General features: G+C 32.7%; 17 protein-coding genes. 5 read left to right on the forward strand and 12 right to left on the reverse strand.

The window, feature by feature from the left end; all coding sequences use genetic code 11:
- Positions 1–17 precede the first annotated feature (17 nt).
- Together BHX94_RS08060 and BHX94_RS08065 are read right to left on the reverse strand one after the other, a co-directional pair.
- Positions 18–281, reverse strand: a complete 264-nt coding sequence (locus BHX94_RS08060) for a hypothetical protein (RefSeq protein WP_111745716.1) — start codon at positions 279–281, stop codon at positions 18–20.
- 11 nt (positions 282–292) lie between these two features.
- Entirely contained in the window at positions 293–1069 is a 777-nt protein-coding gene (locus BHX94_RS08065; RefSeq protein ID WP_111745718.1) for a Cof-type HAD-IIB family hydrolase, read from the reverse strand.
- A gap of 235 nt (positions 1070–1304) precedes the next feature.
- Here BHX94_RS08065 and BHX94_RS08070 point away from each other — a divergent pair, with 235 nt between their 5' ends.
- Together BHX94_RS08070 and rnjA are read left to right on the forward strand one after the other, a co-directional pair.
- Positions 1305–1517 (forward strand): DNA-dependent RNA polymerase subunit epsilon, encoded by a 213-nt coding sequence (locus BHX94_RS08070; RefSeq protein ID WP_096076900.1) that lies wholly within the window; start codon positions 1305–1307, stop codon positions 1515–1517.
- Positions 1518–3230 carry a ribonuclease J1 gene (gene rnjA / locus BHX94_RS08075; protein ID WP_096076901.1) on the forward strand — a complete coding sequence of 571 codons (1713 nt, stop codon included), beginning with the start codon at positions 1518–1520 and terminating at the stop codon, positions 3228–3230. It abuts the gene before it with no gap.
- Positions 3231–3265: 35 nt separating this feature from the next.
- On the opposite strand, the gene BHX94_RS08080 is transcribed toward rnjA, so the two are convergent.
- From BHX94_RS08080 to BHX94_RS08090, 3 genes are read right to left on the reverse strand one after another with little or no spacing between them, the layout of a single operon-like run.
- Complete coding sequence (locus BHX94_RS08080) at positions 3266–3928, reverse strand: potassium channel family protein (RefSeq protein WP_111745720.1); 663 nt, start codon at positions 3926–3928, stop codon at positions 3266–3268.
- A gap of 12 nt (positions 3929–3940) precedes the next feature.
- A complete protein-coding gene (locus BHX94_RS08085; RefSeq protein WP_111745722.1) occupies positions 3941–4960 on the reverse strand; it encodes a cytochrome d ubiquinol oxidase subunit II in 1020 nt (339 codons plus the stop codon).
- A complete protein-coding gene (locus BHX94_RS08090; protein WP_111745724.1) occupies positions 4960–6303 on the reverse strand; it encodes a cytochrome ubiquinol oxidase subunit I in 1344 nt (447 codons plus the stop codon). Before BHX94_RS08090 ends, BHX94_RS08085 begins: the two co-directional genes overlap by 1 nt.
- Positions 6304–6518: 215 nt before the next feature.
- Here BHX94_RS08090 and BHX94_RS08095 point away from each other — a divergent pair, with 215 nt between their 5' ends.
- Positions 6519–6752, forward strand: a complete 234-nt coding sequence (locus tag BHX94_RS08095; protein WP_096076905.1) for a glutaredoxin domain-containing protein — start codon at positions 6519–6521, stop codon at positions 6750–6752.
- Positions 6745–7575: a metallophosphoesterase gene (locus tag BHX94_RS08100; RefSeq protein ID WP_170120801.1), complete on the forward strand. Its 831-nt coding sequence runs from the start codon at positions 6745–6747 to the stop codon at positions 7573–7575. Before BHX94_RS08095 ends, BHX94_RS08100 begins: the two co-directional genes overlap by 8 nt.
- A gap of 43 nt (positions 7576–7618) precedes the next feature.
- Here the strand turns inward: BHX94_RS08100 and ptsP are convergent, their stop codons facing one another.
- The 5 genes from ptsP to auxA form a co-directional block, all read right to left on the reverse strand.
- Positions 7619–9328: a phosphoenolpyruvate--protein phosphotransferase gene (gene ptsP, locus BHX94_RS08105; RefSeq protein ID WP_223160808.1), complete on the reverse strand. Its 1710-nt coding sequence runs from the start codon at positions 9326–9328 to the stop codon at positions 7619–7621.
- Positions 9328–9594 carry a phosphocarrier protein HPr gene (locus BHX94_RS08110; protein ID WP_096076908.1) on the reverse strand — a complete coding sequence of 89 codons (267 nt, stop codon included), beginning with the start codon at positions 9592–9594 and terminating at the stop codon, positions 9328–9330. The genes ptsP and BHX94_RS08110 overlap by 1 nt, the downstream gene beginning before the upstream one ends.
- 180 nt (positions 9595–9774) lie before the next feature.
- Positions 9775–10308, reverse strand: a complete 534-nt coding sequence (locus tag BHX94_RS08115) for a DUF697 domain-containing protein (protein ID WP_096076909.1) — start codon at positions 10306–10308, stop codon at positions 9775–9777.
- A 73-nt stretch (positions 10309–10381) separates the two neighbouring features.
- The gene (locus BHX94_RS08120; protein ID WP_111745730.1) at positions 10382–11551 is read right to left on the reverse strand and encodes a class I SAM-dependent rRNA methyltransferase; all 1170 of its coding nucleotides are present in this window, start codon (positions 11549–11551) and stop codon (positions 10382–10384) included.
- A 200-nt stretch (positions 11552–11751) separates the two neighbouring features.
- A complete protein-coding gene (auxA, locus tag BHX94_RS08125) occupies positions 11752–13032 on the reverse strand; it encodes a lipoteichoic acid stability factor AuxA (RefSeq protein WP_111745732.1) in 1281 nt (426 codons plus the stop codon).
- A gap of 140 nt (positions 13033–13172) precedes the next feature.
- Between auxA and BHX94_RS13100 the strand changes: the two genes are divergently transcribed.
- On the forward strand, positions 13173–13304 hold the full coding sequence (locus BHX94_RS13100; RefSeq protein WP_275068273.1) for a hypothetical protein: 132 nt from the start codon (positions 13173–13175) through the stop codon (positions 13302–13304).
- Between the two features lie 28 nt (positions 13305–13332).
- Here BHX94_RS13100 and purD read toward each other — a convergent pair whose 3' ends face one another.
- Both purD and purH read right to left on the reverse strand, forming a co-directional pair.
- Positions 13333–14565: a phosphoribosylamine--glycine ligase gene (gene purD, locus BHX94_RS08130; protein WP_111745734.1), complete on the reverse strand. Its 1233-nt coding sequence runs from the start codon at positions 14563–14565 to the stop codon at positions 13333–13335.
- 9 nt (positions 14566–14574) lie between these two features.
- The gene (gene purH / locus BHX94_RS08135; RefSeq protein ID WP_111745736.1) at positions 14575–16053 is read right to left on the reverse strand and encodes a bifunctional phosphoribosylaminoimidazolecarboxamide formyltransferase/IMP cyclohydrolase; all 1479 of its coding nucleotides are present in this window, start codon (positions 16051–16053) and stop codon (positions 14575–14577) included.
- Between the last annotated feature and the right edge of the window lie 2 nt (positions 16054–16055).

A 16055-nucleotide genomic window follows, 5' to 3' on the forward strand; every position in this document is an offset into this window, starting at 1 on the left:
TTAACAGATAATTTTTTTTAAATAAATTCATCTTTTCTTTTTTCGTAGCGAATTCCTACTTCTTCTAAATACGAAATCACTTCTCGCATCGTTTCTACATCCATGAATATTGGATCATTAACATGCGGTGCTGTGTGTACTTCTACTGGATTAAATTTCTGATAAACAAAGTTCATAATAACTTCGTTATCTCTTCTGTTAAACTCAAGATGATCTAGTATTAAAGTTTCATGATTGGCAGCGCTACTAATGACTTTTTTTATATTTGCTATATTATCCATTTAATTATCTCCTAGTCTATCAATTTAAAATGTTTGAATGCTTTTGTTAATCCTTCTTTATGCACATCTTCAGTCACATAATCTGCTACTTCTTTTAATGCATCTACCCCATTACCCATTACAATACCTAGCCCGACACCGTGAATCATTTCCAGATCGTTCAAACCATCTCCGACAGCGATACAATCTTCTATCGGAATATTCAATGCCTCACTTACTTTTTTAATCCCTTCAAACTTCGAACCGTTTACTGGCACAACATCACGACTAACTTCATGCCATCTAATAAACTTTATCATTTTATATTGATCGTCATATAATTTATCTTCTTCTTCACTATTGAAGATTAAGGTCTGATAGATTGGTTTATCGATATAGTAATTTTTTTCGTATCTTGGATGTTCAAACTTTAAAGTACTAATACTCTCCTTAATGTTCTCATGAAATTCAATATTAGAGACCATCTCATGTTCATTTAAAAATACGAGTGGATGATCATTTGAACTTGCATCATTCTCTAATTGCTTCAAAGTTTCCAGATCTAACGGATTTTCATAGATTACTTCGCCATTCATCACCGCATATTGTCCATTAAATGAAATATAATTTGTTATCCCGGTTTCTTTAATTACCTCTTGTAACATAAAAGGTGCACGGCCAGTAGCAATCGCTAATAAATGCCCATTTTCCTGCAACTTTTTAATCGTTTCTTTCGTATCCTCACTCATTTCTTTATCGTCATTATATAATGTTCCATCAATATCAAAGAAAATCAAATGCTGCTTCATGTTTAAGCCTCCGTACAATATTTTTACCTTTAGTTTACCTTTTTCTACGCATTATTTCAAAAATGTATTATTATATATATGAAGAAGTTGCATGCAAAGACTTTACACTAGCATATTAATTCATGTAAGATAAGAATACTTATACATTTAATATAAATGTCTTGTACGGTTTATGTTTAGCCCTAGACTCCTAGGGCATTCTTTATGTATATAATAATAAGGAGGCTATTTATTAATGGCAATTTTTAAAGTATTTTTTCAAGAAGACAAAAGTGAAGTAATTATTCGTGAGAACACACAAGTTAAATATTTTGAAGCTGTAAGTGAAGAACAAGTTAGAAGATATTTAATTGATCGTCCTTATAACATTGAATTTGTTCAGGAATTAAAAGGTGCTCATTTAGAGTACGAACAAAAAGCTGAAAATTACAGCGTGGAGACGATCTAAATGAAGCCTTTACAAAAAAATGAAGTTGGTGTATTCGCCCTTGGTGGTATGGGTGAAATCGGTAAAAATACCTACGCCGTTGAGTATCAGGACGAAATTATCGTTATTGATGCAGGTATCAAGTTTCCCGAGGACGAGTTACTTGGTATCGATTATGTCATTCCTGATTATACTTATCTTGTACAAAATCAGGAACGTATAAAAGGATTATTCATTACCCATGGACATGAAGATCATATCGGTGGTGTACCATTCCTATTAAAACAGTTAAACGTTCCAATTTACGGTGGACCACTTGCACTAGGTTTAATCCGAAATAAACTTGAAGAACATGGTTTACTTCGCACTGCACAGTTAAATCCAATAACAGAAGACAGTGTCTTTGAATTTAAACATCTGAAAGTGTCTTTCTATTTAACAACGCATTCTATACCAGAAGCATATGGTATTATCGTTGATACACCAGAAGGAAAAATAGTGCATACTGGTGACTTTAAATTTGATTTCACGCCTGTTGGTGAACCTGCTAATATCGCAAAGATGGCACAGCTTGGTGAAGAAGGTGTGTTATGTCTATTATCAGATTCAACAAATGCTGAAATTCCGAACTTCACGATCAGTGAACGTGAAGTCGGACAAAACGTAGAACAAATTTTTAGAAAATGTACCGGCAGAATTATTTTTGCTACATTTGCTTCAAATATTTATCGTGTACAGCAAGCGATTGAAGCGGCAGTTAAATTTGACCGTAAAATAGTTATATTCGGCCGTTCAATGGAGAATAATATTAAAATTGGTACTGAACTTGGATACATCAAAGTACCACCAGAAACATTTGTAGAAGCAAATAAAATTAACAGTATTCCTAAACATAAATTATTAATTTTATGTACGGGTTCTCAAGGTGAACCAATGGCAGCATTGTCACGTATTGCTAATGGTACACATCGTCAAATCTCTATCATTCCTGATGATACTGTTATTTTCTCGTCTTCACCAATCCCGGGTAATACATTAAGCGTTAACCGTACGATCAACGCTTTATACAAAGCAGGTGCTGATGTCATCCACGGTAAGCTATCAAATATTCATACATCGGGTCATGGTTCTCAGGAAGAACAAAAACTTATGCTAAGATTAATGAAACCTAAATTCTTTATGCCTATTCACGGAGAATATCGTATGCAAAGCTTACATGGTCAACTCGGTATTGATTGCGGTGTAAATCCTGATAACGTATTTATCCATGAAAATGGTGATATTCTAGCATTGACTAAGGACAGCGCGCGCTTCGCAGGTCATGTACCTTCGGGGAATATACTCGTTGATGGTAGTGGTATTGGTGATATCGGCAATGTTGTAATCAAAGACCGTAAAATATTATCTGAGGAAGGTCTGGTAATTGTTGTTGTGAGTATTGACTTTAAAACGAATCAGTTACTAAGTGGTCCAGATATTATTTCAAGAGGCTTTGTTTACATGAGAGAATCAGGTCATTTAATCTATGATGCGAGTCGTTTGCTGAAAAAGAAAGTCATTGAAAAACTAAATTCTGGTGAAGCACTTGAATGGCATCATATTAAAAATGTCATTTCTGAAAATTTATCACCATTTTTATATGAAAAAACAAAACGTAAGCCGATGATTTTACCAATGATTATGGATGTTAATAAAAATAACGAACAACTTGTTGAACAAGAAACGACAAAATAAAAATAGACCCGACAGGGTCTATTTTTTTCGATCATTTAGTCATTAATAATCTTTTTCTCAAAACGATTTAAGTCATTATCATGGCCAATCATAATTAATATATCACCATTTTCAATAATAACGCTCGGGTCTGGTGAAACGATAATTTCTTTTCCTCGTTTAACCGCAATAATGTTTAAGCCATAATTCGCTCGGATATCTAAATCTAAAATAGAATTACCTGTTAATGTTTCACCTGCTCGAATTTCCACAATTGAATGCTGATCTGATAGTTCAAGATAATCCAATACAGAAGAACTTGCAACATTGTGCGCAATTCTTCTTCCCATGTCTCGTTCAGGGTGGACAACTGTATCTGCACCAATTTTATTTAATACTTTAGCATGATAATCATTTTGCGCTTTTGCTGTAACTTTTTTTACACCGATATCTTTCAAGATTAGAGTTGTTAATATACTTGCCTGTATGTTATCTCCTATCGCAACAATAACGTGATCGAAGTTGCGTATACCTAAACTCTTTAATACGTTCTCATCAGTTGTATCTGCAATAACAGCATGCGTTGCAATATCTGCATATTCATTGACTCGTGCTTCATCAGAATCTATAGCCATTACGTCCATATCCAATGCATTTAATTCTTTTACAATGCTCCCACCAAAACGTCCTAAGCCGATAACTACAAATTCTTTTTCCATACTACACCTCCGTTATTTCTTCTTACCTTTAACATATTCGGTATCAAATACGAATAGTCTCAATAATAAATATAAAGAAGGAAGTAATAAAAGTAAACCTAAAATAAACACCACGACTAATCCGAATGCCATTGTTTCATTTACTACAGCTTTATCCATATTGACATAAGGATATAAAATATAAGGTAACTTAGAAATACCATACCCATAGAATGCTGTAGCAAATTGAAGAATTACCATGACAAGGCCAATTTCAAGATTTTTCTCAAAATAATATAATGCAAAAGCGATTAAGAAAAATACGATACTTAGTCCAAATAACCACCAGTATTGTCCTGTTGCAATATCGAAATGCTCTTTATTTTGTTGTCTTAAACTCAAAAATGTAAACTGACAAATCACAAGCATTGGTAATGCCCATATTAAAAACCATGTTCGAAGTATCTTATAAGCAGGTCTATCTTTTGCTTTGTGCGCATAAACTGTTAAAAATGCTGATGAAATATATAACACAGAGATGATACATAAAAATACAACACTCCATGCATATGGGCTCATTAATAATTCAAACCATTTCAATTCAACACCTTTGGCAGTCTTTGTGATAAAGCCACCTTCTGAAATGGTTAATACTGTTGAAAAAGCTGCAGGAATAAGTAATCCTGAAATACCATATAACGCGACCCACGCAAGCTTAGAGTCTTTACCATACGTTTCAAACGCATAAAATGAGCCACGAACTGTGAGTAGCAATAAAGCAACACTTACAGGCAGCAACAAAGTTGAACCGAAATAATAAGCCGTATCAGGGAAAAATCCTACGATACCTACAAAGAAAAATACTAAGAAAACATTAGTAACTTCCCATACAGGATTCAAGTATCTTGAAATAACGTCCTTTAATTCATTTTCCTGATCTGTAAGTTTTGCATATAGTATAAAGAAACCTGCACCGAAATCAATTGCCCCTAAAATAACGTAACCAAATAGAAATGTCCATAATACTAAAATACCAATATGTTGATAATCCATTATTTGGCACCTCCTTTGGTATATTGCTCAACATCAAATTGGGCTGGTTTATCTTTGTACATACGCAGTAAAACGTAACTACATGAAAACCCTAATACAAGATACAGTAATCCGAATGCAACAAGCACAAGGCTCACACCATCAGCATGTGTAGCACCTTCGGCAACTTTCATATAACCACGTAACAACCATGGTTGACGTCCCATCTCAGCTAGGAACCATCCAAATTCTATGGCTAACATACATAGAGGACCAGTTAAAGCAATTAAGTATAGCATGAAATTATGCGTTGCTAACTTATTTTTCATCTTATTTAATATTACATATAAAATACTGACTGCAAAGCTAAACATACCAAAGAACACCATTAAATCGAAGAAGTAATGAATGATCAAAGGAGGTTGTTCATCTTTAGGTATTTCATCTAACCCTTTTACAGTAGTATCAAAACTGTTATCAGCAAGAAAACTCAGCATACCAGGTATTTTAATTGCACCTTTTACTTCTTGTGTTTTTTCATCAAGAACACCGAATAAGACTAAGTCAGCATTTTTATCACTTTCAAAATGCCATTCCATTGCAGCTAATTTTTCAGGTTGTTCATTGTGCAGGAACTTCGCCGATAAATCGCCCGCTAAAATCGTCAGTAAACTAAAAATTACCCCTACGATCATCGCCATTTTTAAAGATTTCATATGATAATCTTTATCTTCCGGGAATTTATTTCGTAGTAATTTCACGGCTGCTACACTCGCAATACAGAAAGCAATCGTCATTCCACCTGTCGTTACAACATGAAAAGCACGTACAAAAAATGAACTGTTTAACATCGCTTGTATCGGATCAATATCAACCAGCACTCCATTTTTCACTTTAAAACCTTCCGGTGTGTTCATAAATGAATTCACACTCGTGATAAATAATGCGCTTAATGTTGAACCAATAATGATAGGAATATTTAGTAACCAATGCGTCCATTTATTTTTAAATCGATCCCATGTATATAAATATATACTTAAGAAAATTGCCTCAAAAAAGAACGCAAATGTTTCCATAAAAAGTGGTAGTGCAATAACTTGTCCACCCAACTGCATAAATGATGGCCATAATAATGAAAGTTGTAAACCAATAATCGTTCCAGTTACAACACCTACTGCGACAGTTATCGTGAATGTTTTAGCAAAACGTCTCGCCATAGCAGTATACTTCGGATTATTATATTTTATCCCTAATCCTTCTGCAATCATTATCATCAGTGGCATACCTACACCAATGGTGGCAAAAATTATATGAAAACCTAACGTCATCGCTGTTAATAAGCGACTTAAAATAACACCATCCATGATAATCCTCCTTTTGTGATTGTACTCACATTTCTTTAAGTTTAATACACCTTATAAGGAATATAAAGCGAAACGCCTAACAGTTTTGTGACAAATATGTGATCATCTTCGAACTATTTAAATTACATTTGCATATAATACCATTAATATTGATAATTCTGTCTGAAATCGCTATAGTATTTATAGTTATTAAAAAGTAGTAAAGAGGTAATGATATGAATATTGAAATATACACACAAGATGATTGTCCACCATGCGAATTTATCAAAAACTATTTCAGACACTCTTCTCTTCAATTTAAAGAAAAAAATATCAAAAATATGGCATATAAAATAGAGATGATTGATTACGATGCTTTGAGTACCCCTCTAATTAAAATAGATGAAAAATTATTCTATACACCAGATATCGAAGCCATTGAAAAGTATATGGAGACTAAAAATGTTTAAGTTTTTAATGTATAGCATGATAGACCGCTTCGGAAAAAGTTTGGTACCATTATTTCATTCCAATCCAAAAAATGTTGATGTTGATAGTATAACTATTAAAGGTTTGAGATTACACCATGTTCGACCGTTATCAATTGTACATATCTCAGATTTACACGTCGGCTTTCAGTATAATTATCATGATTTAATAGAACACATTAAAATAATCAATAAACTACAGCCTGATATCGTCATGATTACCGGAGATTTATTTGATAATTTAGAAGTGTTTAAAGAGAATCCTCATGATTATATACCATTGCTAAAAACAATTAAAGCCCCATTAGGCGTGTACTTTTCTTATGGTAATCACGATCAGCGTACACACTTAACACATAATTTAGAAACAGTATTGACTAATAGTCATATTACAGTGCTGAATAACTTTGGTAAATATATAAACTATGATGGAGAAGATATATATATTTGTGGCACTGATGATATTCTTAATGCATCCGGAAATATTGAACAGGCACTACGCAACAGAAAGCATGTCAATGACTACACCATCACTTTAGTACATGAACCAGATTATGCAGACTTTGTTAAGCAATTTAATGTTGACCTCCAATTATCCGGACATAGTCATGGTGGACAGATTTTTATCCCTATTCTGGGTGCACCAATTAAACCATCATTAGGGAGAAAATATTTAAAAGGTTTATTTAGATTAAAATATAAAAAACATAGCATGTATCTTCATGTGTCCCGTGGTCTTGGTAGTACACATTTACCAATTAGAATATTCGCTAAACCACAAATTACAAAGATTTACATCAAATAAAGAAGAAGCTGAAAATTTTCAGCTTCTTCTTTATTTTGTTTAACTATAGATAAGCATCTACTAAAGAGATTACTTCTTCTTGCGTTGAGCAGTTTAATGCCTGTTCAGCTATTTTAGCCATTTCAACTTGACTTAAGTTTTTAATTTGACGACGCGCTCTTAAAATACTTGTCGCACTCATAGAAAACTCATCTAAGCCTAATCCTAATAATAGTGGAATAGCTGTTGTATCCCCAGCCATTTCTCCACACATACCTGTCCATTTACCTTCTTTATGGCTTGCATCAATGACTTGTTTCACAAGTCTCAATATTGCAGGGTTATATGGTTGGTATAAATAAGAAACACGCTCAGACATACGGTCAGCAGCCATAGTATATTGAATTAAATCATTCGTACCAATACTAAAGAAATCTACTTCTTTAGCAAAGATATCAGCCATAGCTGCTGTTGATGGGATCTCAACCATGATACCTAATTCAATATTATCGCTAAATTTAATATTTTCTTTCGTTAAGTTAGCTTTTTCATCTTCTAAAATAGCTTTTGCCTCACGGAATTCGTTAATTGTTGCAATCATCGGGAACATGATACTTAAATTGCCATGAACAGATGCACGTAATAAAGCTCTAAGTTGAGGTCTGAAAATTTCAGGTTGTGCAAGACATAAACGAATTGCTCTGTAACCTAAGAATGGGTTCATTTCTTTAGGTAAGTTGAGATAAGGTAACTCTTTATCTCCACCAATATCTAATGTTCTTACAACAACACGTTTACCTTTCATCTCTTTTAAAACTTTAGCATATGCTTCATACTGTTCATCTTCAGATGGCATAGTATCGCGTCCCATATATAAAAACTCTGTACGATATAGACCAATACCTTCAGCGCCATTGTTTACAACACCAGTTAAATCATCAGGTGTTCCAATATTTGCTGCTAGTTCTACATGTTTTCCTTCTGAAGTTACAGTTTTATCATTAACAAGTTGTTTCAGTAATTCTTTTTCTTCAATAAATTGAGATTGTTTCTGCTTATAGGCAGTAATTGTAGCTTCATCAGGATTAAGAATTACTTCTCCTTCGATGCCATCAACGATTATAAAATCACCTTGCTCAACGAGAGCAGTAATATTTTTTGTACCAACAACAGCAGGAATTTCTAACGAACGACTCATAATTGCAGAGTGTGAAGTACGTCCACCGATGTTCGTGGCAAATCCCTGAACAAAAGCCTTGTTTAATTGCGCTGTATCAGAAGGTGTTAAATCTTCTGCAATAATTACTACAGGCTCATCAATTAAAGTCGGATTTGGTAATGTAACACCTAATATATGAGATAAGACACGTTTAGACACGTCTTTAATATCTGCTGCACGTTCTCTCATATATTCATTATCCATAGATTCAAATATAGTAACAAAATTAGTTGCAACTTCAGATAAAGCAGTTGCAGCATTTGATTGATTATTTTTAATATTTTCTTCAATTGGGTTAATAAGTTCCGGATCTTCTAAAACTAATAAATGCGCATCAAATATAGCAGCTTTATCAGCTCCTAATGCAACTTCTGCATTATTTCTAATTTGCATTAACTCTACTTTTGATTGATTTACAGCTGCTTTAAATTTTTCAACTTCAGCAGCTGTATCTGTAACTTTTTCTTCTGAAAAAGATAAGTCTGGCTCAATCATAAGGTAGGCTTTAGCAATCGCTACACCATCAGATGCGCCTATCCCTTTAATGTGTTCCATTATTTACTTAAACCTTCTTTAACTAAAATATCTGTGATAGCTTCGATAGCTTCTTTTTCATCTGAACCTTCAGCATAGATAGTGATTTCAGCATCTTTGCCTACTCCTAAACTCATTACACCCATAATTGATTTTAAGTTAACTTTTTTAGCGTTATATTCTAATTGAATATCTGATTCAAATTTGCTTGCAGTTTGTACTAACATCGTTGCCGGACGTGCATGAATTCCTGTTTCATCAATAATTACGTAAGATTGTTGTTCCATAATAAAAACTCTCCTTTGGTTGCATTTGCAACAGTTTATTTTATATATAACTTTATTAGTCTATACGATAGATAATATATCAAATAAATACCTTAACTTCAATTAATTCAACGTCTTATAATAAACAATTAACATTATAAATATCAAAATGTCTGAAATATGTAAAATTTAAATTTTGATTTATATTAACGCTCTTGCTACTTTTTCACATTTTTCAATATGTGCTTTACCTAACCTTTGCATCATATAATAACTTATTGTACCAGAGACAGCTTGTCCGATAACGGGTACCCATTTTGATTGTTTCAGAACTTCTCTTCGAAGTAAAGTTTTAAATAGTACTGCAACTAATCCTTTTGAAATTTTTTTACCGATGAAATCGCTGCCTGTTTTAGCAGCAGAAAAAACTATTTTTTGTTTCATTTCGTCAGTATATCCACTCACCTGTTTATGACTTAATCCATATATCGCATTAATTTCCTCAATGATATCTGTCATTATTTTCATATCAGCAGTTACATCAACGCCAGGAATCGGAACAACAGCTGCTGCAGAACTCATTAACGATTTATTATGAATTAATTTTTCTGAGCGTTCTCGACGTTCTATTAAATCACTTTCATTTTTTGGAAGGTGATCAATTTCTTTCTTAACTTTTTGTTCTTTATTTATCGTATTTGTTGCCATATTAATTGCTGTATTTAAAATTCCCATGTTATCACCTCTAAAATTATTCAAATTTCTTAAGAGTATATTCCCTAAATTATATATTTTTAATCTAAAAATTTTATTCTGATAAGATTTTAATAGTAATTACCTTTAAATATTTCGAAGCCTTATATTTATCAGTTGTTTTAAAATCTTTAGGGAGCCCCATAATAGATTCGATTTCAAATTGGCATAATGGCGTAAGCGTATCTGTTATCATTTTTTTAAATTGTTTTAACGGTACATTAGAAGCATTCGTTGATAAAATTAAATACCCATTATAGTTCACGAGCGGAATAGCAGCTTCTATAAGTTCATGATAATTATCTTTTACAGAGAATACTTTTTTCTTATTGCGTGAAAAACTAGGGGGATCTATGATGATTGCATCAAAAGTTTTAAGATGACGGGCAAAATATTTTAATGCATCGAATGCATCTAATGTATAAAATTTTTGTTTTTCAAGAGGTAATTCATTAATCGCAAAATTTTGTTCCATCAACTCAATAGAACGCTTAGCAATATCCACATTTGTCGTTTTATAGCTATTCGTTGCTGCAGCAATAGAAAATCCACCAGAATAGGCAAATAGATTTAGGAAGTCACTTCCTTTAGTCTCAAGTTTCAATAATTTTTTACGTACATCACGTTGATCTAAAAATAAACCCGTCATAGCTCCATCATTTAAATCAATCATATAATTGAGATTATTCTCTAATATCATTATCGGAAATTCAACTGTTTCATCAGTAATTTGGTGAGTCGTCACATTTTTATCATATCTAAGTTTTTCAAATATACTTTTATATTCGAAGATTTGCTTAATTGCTTCTACAATCACAGTTTTAAATTGAAAGATACCTTTTGAATACCATTGAATTAATAAATGGCCATCATAATTATCTATCGTAAATCCACCTAATCCATCACCTTCACCGTTGTATAGTCGAAATGCATTTGTATCAGTCGCATTGAATAAAGACGCTCTAAAGTCTTTTGCTGTTTCAAATAAATCAATAAAGTATGATGTCTCTAAAGCTGATACATATCCATCACTAACTTTCCAACCGAATCCTCTATTTTGTAATCCACAATAAAACGTACCTAAATGCTGGCCGGTATCACTTTGAACTGTGAACAATTCTCCTTCATGGATATCATCTTTTTGATAAATATCATCTTTTTCTATTAATAGATAACCTTGTTTAAACTTTTCCTGTTTATTTTTTTTGAGTAATACGCTTTTCATGTTTGTACTCCTTTAGTTTGATAATTTTACTATAACACAAAAACGGCAGCTGCCATCAAAGGCAGCTGCCGTGATATTTATTCGGAAAAATGAACTCCCATCCCCATGGGTTAATGTTTACTCTTAGATTATATACCGTATTGTTGTAGTACACAACAATAATTTCACAAATTAATTAGCCGTGTGTTATATCACGTTTATTAATATCGTTTACGTATGTGAATAATATACAACGGTACAACAAATATAAACATCAGCAATAAAATAGGTGGGATAAACAGGGCTAAGTTTACACCTTTAAAAACCATTAAATAAATACTCGTCACAATTTTTAACGTCAAAAAAGAAATAGTAAAAAGTTGTCCAAAGTATCCTTTTCTTTTGAAATAAATTCTAACAGAGAAATAAATATATCCTATGATAATAATCAGTAGTCCAACAAGATTAATCCATTCATAGAAATATTGCATTTTAACGACATTAAATTTACTTGCATCAAATAAGATATTACGATTATTCAATTCAATCACTGTAATGATAAACATTAATGAACTAAGTAAAATTTCTATATGAAATGACTTTATCCATCGTGGACGTTTATACCACGAAGGTATGTCCTCTTCTACAAGATTAATTTTATCTTTAACGGTATTAATCACTCTTTTAAAGAATAATATTATTTTTTCATCAACCTTTAATGATGTTGTTGATATTTTTTCTATCGTCGAATTTGTTCCTTCCTGCAACTTCTGATTGATTTGTAAATCTCTTTTCTTTTTATTACGGCGACTTAATTTATCATGTTCATCATCTTTTGAACCTAATGATCTTTTCAGGAATACATAATTAAAGAGACATAATGCAGCAATTATAAGTAGCACTATAAAATAAAAGTTAATACTCATGACATCTAAAGGTGTCACTTTTTCTTTATTTAAATTATCATAGACAGCAAGTTGTGACATAAAATAAGCCAACCCGTATACTCCAATCAAAACCACAAAATGAAATTTGCGATAATGCACATTGAGTTTGCGACGATTAATCGTATAATAAACGAGAAGGATAAAAAATAGTAAATAAAACAAAGAAAATATACCATATACCTCAAATAAAAAGATGATAATTACAAGTAAAATGATACTTGCCGCTAAAAGATAATAGTATGCAATCGTTTTATCAAATATAGTTGTTTCTTTAAGCTTTCTTGAAACATAAATAAATGATAATCCGATAATGATTAATAATACGCCATAAATAGCAGGAGAATGCTTGATATAATGACTTAAGAGTTTAATTAATTCAAAAATATAAATATTAATAAAATCAAAAAAGTTATACATGTGTAATTTATTGATATCTATATCTTTAAAATGAGCAATCCGATTGCCATGGTAAATTATAAAAATACCTAAAAATATACTAATAGCAGCAATAAAGTAGCCAATTAGTATTTCAAAATGTGTTTTAATCCAGTTCATAATTCCACCTCACTACCATTATATGAAAATACTTATTAAATGTCTTTTAAATCATAAAAAATCATCCTTAAGTATGAGAATGTTTAACACATTGAATTCAGGGAATTAATAAAACATAACAAATATAGGAGGTAGTTAATATGACTGATAAATACGAAGAAATTAAAGAAGCTGCTGAAGAAGCAAAAGAAAATAATGACAAACATGAGCAAGATAAAGATAATGGTGGTAACGAACAAACTAAAGAAGATATCCAAAAAACATTTGAATAATACAAAAAGTCGCCTAAATGGCGACTTTTTAAATACCTTTATTCCCAATGTCTGTTCGATAAAACAATCCATCGCTTTTGATGCTTTCAACAAGCTTGTAACTATTTAACTGAGCCTCTGCTAAATCATGACCTTCTCCTAGAGCAATCATTACTCTGCCTCCTGAAGTGACCCACTCACCGTCCACTTGTTTTAAAGCGGATACAATATAATCTTGCTGGTAATCATAGCCTTTAACAACAATTCCCTTATCATAATTATCTGGGTATCCCTTAGATGCAAGCACTACACCACATATCGTCTTATTTCTCCATACTAAATCAAGCGGTTGTTTTTGATCAACTGCTTCAATCAAATCAATGAAATCTGTTTCTAGTCGGCGTAATAATACTTGTGCTTCCGGATCACCAAATCTTGCATTAAATTCAATGACTTTCGGACCTTCTGCAGTTACAATAGCACCAACATAAAGTATACCGAAATAATTGAGTCCTTCTTTATACATTGCATCAACGACAGGATAAACAATTTCATGATTTGTGCGTTCTAACATTGCATCACTAATGTGACTTACAGGACAGTATGCACCCATCCCCCCTGTATTTGGCCCGTTATCGCCATCAAAGGCACGTTTATGGTCTTGAGCAATTGTATCAAATGGAATACAGAAATCATCATTGACAAACACCATCAATGAAAATTCTTCACCTTCCAGATATTCTTCAAAGACAACTTTTGCACCCTCTTCAGCATAAAAATCATTGATAGCATCTAATGCAGTTTCATCGTCCATTGCTACAACTACACCTTTACCTGCTGCTAATCCGTCATATTTAATAACGATAGGCGCGCCTTGAGCTTTTACATAAGCAATTGCTTCTGCTTTATCGTCGATTGTTTTATATTTTGCTGTCGGAATATTATATTTTTCCATTAATATTTTTGCAAAATCTTTTGATCCTTCCATTTGGGCTGCGTTTGCATTCGGACCAAACGTTTTGATACCTGCTTCTGATAAACGATCACTTAATCCATCAATGAGTGGTTGTTCTGGACCGATAACGACTAAATCAATTTGACTATCTTTTGCAAACTTTACAATCGCTTCATGATCATTTTCAGCAATATCAATTACCTTTGCTTCCCTTGACATAGCTTCATTACCACAAATTACATATACTTCTTCTACGCGTTCAGATTGACCAATCTTTCGCACTAAAGCATGTTCTCTACCACCAGAACCAATAACTAATACTTTCATAACTGCCTCCTAGTGTTTAAAGTGACGAACGTCTGTCATAACCATTGCGATACCGAATTCATTTGCTTTATCGATTGAATCCTGATCTTTAATTGATCCACCAGGTTGAACGATACATTTAATACCGGCAGCATGTGCTGTTTCTACAGTATCACTCATCGGGAAGAATCCATCACTCGCCATGATTACATTATCATTTATTTCAATTGCACGTTCAATAGCAATTTTAGCTGAACCAACGCGATTCATTTGACCTGCACCGATACCAACAGTTTGTTTATCATTCGCTAAAACTATTGCATTCGATTTCACACTTTTTACAACTTTCCAGCCTAATTCAATCGCTTTCCATTGTGCTTCTGTAGGTTGTGTATTTGTTACAACGCGCATGTCTTCTTTTCTAACGTTTAATAAATCTTTATCTTGTATTAAATATCCGCCAGAAACAGATACAAATTCTTTTTCTTTATCTTCAATCGTCATATCAATTACAAGTAAACGTAAATTTTTCTTTTGCGTAAGCACTGCTAATGCTTCGTCACTATAGCTTGGTGCAATAATGACTTCTAAGAATATTGAATGCATCATTTCAGCAGTTGCTTTATCAACTTCACGATTCACTGCAACAATACCACCAAAGATACTTTGTACATCCGCATCATAAGCATTTTGGAAAGCTTCCTGAATTGTACTGCCCGTGCCAACACCACAAGGATTCATATGTTTTACAGCTACTGCTGCAGGCATATCAAACTGTTTCGCTAAGAAAAGCGTAGCATCTGCATCTTTAATATTGTTAAAGCTAAGCGGTTTACCATGCAGTTGTTTCGCACCTGCTAATGTATTATTTGCATCACTCGTTTTAACAAATTCAGCCGCTTGATGAGGGTTTTCACCATATCGTAATGATGCTTTATTGTTGTTAAAGAAGTTTACTATCGCTTGGTCATATTTATTTGTGTGAGAAAATACTTTTACCATTAATGATTTACGGAATTCGTAATCAACCGCATCTGTTTTAATTTTTTCAATTATTGTATTGTAATCTGAAGGATCAACTACTGTAATAACATGTTTAAAGTTTTTAGCAGAAGAACGTAACATTGTTGGTCCACCAATATCGATATTTTCAATTGCATCTGTTTCAGTAACATCTGGTTTAGCTACTGTTGCTTCGAAAGGATAAAGGTTTACAGCAACGAGGTCAATTGGAGCAATGTTATGCGCTTTTAATGCTGCAACATGTTCGCTATTATCACGGTCCGCTAAAATACCACCATGAATATTTGGATGTAAAGTTTTTACTCTGCCATCCATAATTTCAGGAAAATTAGTTAATTCGCTCACTGATTTTACGGGTACATTGTTTTCTTCTAAAGTTTTTTTAGTACCGCCAGTAGAATATACTTCGAAATCATTTGCAACTAAATTTTGTGCAAATTCAATAATACCAGTTTTATCAGATACACTTAATAATGCTTTTTTCATTG

Origin of the sequence: Macrococcoides bohemicum, from assembly GCF_003259675.1 — a bacterium.
GTDB lineage: Bacteria > Bacillota > Bacilli > Staphylococcales > Staphylococcaceae > Macrococcoides > Macrococcoides bohemicum.

Bases quoted from the DNA above. Each gene is read 5' to 3' on its own strand.
- BHX94_RS08060 (WP_111745716.1), bottom strand. From the start codon at position 281: ATGGATAATATAGCAAATATAAAAAAAGTCATTAGTAGCGCTGCCAAT.
- BHX94_RS08065 (WP_111745718.1), bottom strand. From the start codon at position 1,069: ATGAAGCAGCATTTGATTTTCTTTGATATTGATGGAACATTATATAAT.
- BHX94_RS08070 (WP_096076900.1), top strand. From the start codon at position 1,305: ATGGCAATTTTTAAAGTATTTTTTCAAGAAGACAAAAGTGAAGTAATT.
- rnjA (WP_096076901.1), top strand. From the start codon at position 1,518: ATGAAGCCTTTACAAAAAAATGAAGTTGGTGTATTCGCCCTTGGTGGT.
- BHX94_RS08080 (WP_111745720.1), bottom strand. From the start codon at position 3,928: ATGGAAAAAGAATTTGTAGTTATCGGCTTAGGACGTTTTGGTGGGAGC.
- BHX94_RS08085 (WP_111745722.1), bottom strand. From the start codon at position 4,960: ATGGATTATCAACATATTGGTATTTTAGTATTATGGACATTTCTATTT.
- BHX94_RS08090 (WP_111745724.1), bottom strand. From the start codon at position 6,303: ATGGATGGTGTTATTTTAAGTCGCTTATTAACAGCGATGACGTTAGGT.
- BHX94_RS08095 (WP_096076905.1), top strand. From the start codon at position 6,519: ATGAATATTGAAATATACACACAAGATGATTGTCCACCATGCGAATTT.
- BHX94_RS08100 (WP_170120801.1), top strand. From the start codon at position 6,745: ATGTTTAAGTTTTTAATGTATAGCATGATAGACCGCTTCGGAAAAAGT.
- ptsP (WP_223160808.1), bottom strand. From the start codon at position 9,328: ATGGAACACATTAAAGGGATAGGCGCATCTGATGGTGTAGCGATTGCT.
- BHX94_RS08110 (WP_096076908.1), bottom strand. From the start codon at position 9,594: ATGGAACAACAATCTTACGTAATTATTGATGAAACAGGAATTCATGCA.
- BHX94_RS08115 (WP_096076909.1), bottom strand. From the start codon at position 10,308: ATGGGAATTTTAAATACAGCAATTAATATGGCAACAAATACGATAAAT.
- BHX94_RS08120 (WP_111745730.1), bottom strand. From the start codon at position 11,551: ATGAAAAGCGTATTACTCAAAAAAAATAAACAGGAAAAGTTTAAACAA.
- auxA (WP_111745732.1), bottom strand. From the start codon at position 13,032: ATGAACTGGATTAAAACACATTTTGAAATACTAATTGGCTACTTTATT.
- BHX94_RS13100 (WP_275068273.1), top strand. From the start codon at position 13,173: ATGACTGATAAATACGAAGAAATTAAAGAAGCTGCTGAAGAAGCAAAA.
- purD (WP_111745734.1), bottom strand. From the start codon at position 14,565: ATGAAAGTATTAGTTATTGGTTCTGGTGGTAGAGAACATGCTTTAGTG.
- purH (WP_111745736.1), bottom strand. From the start codon at position 16,053: ATGAAAAAAGCATTATTAAGTGTATCTGATAAAACTGGTATTATTGAA.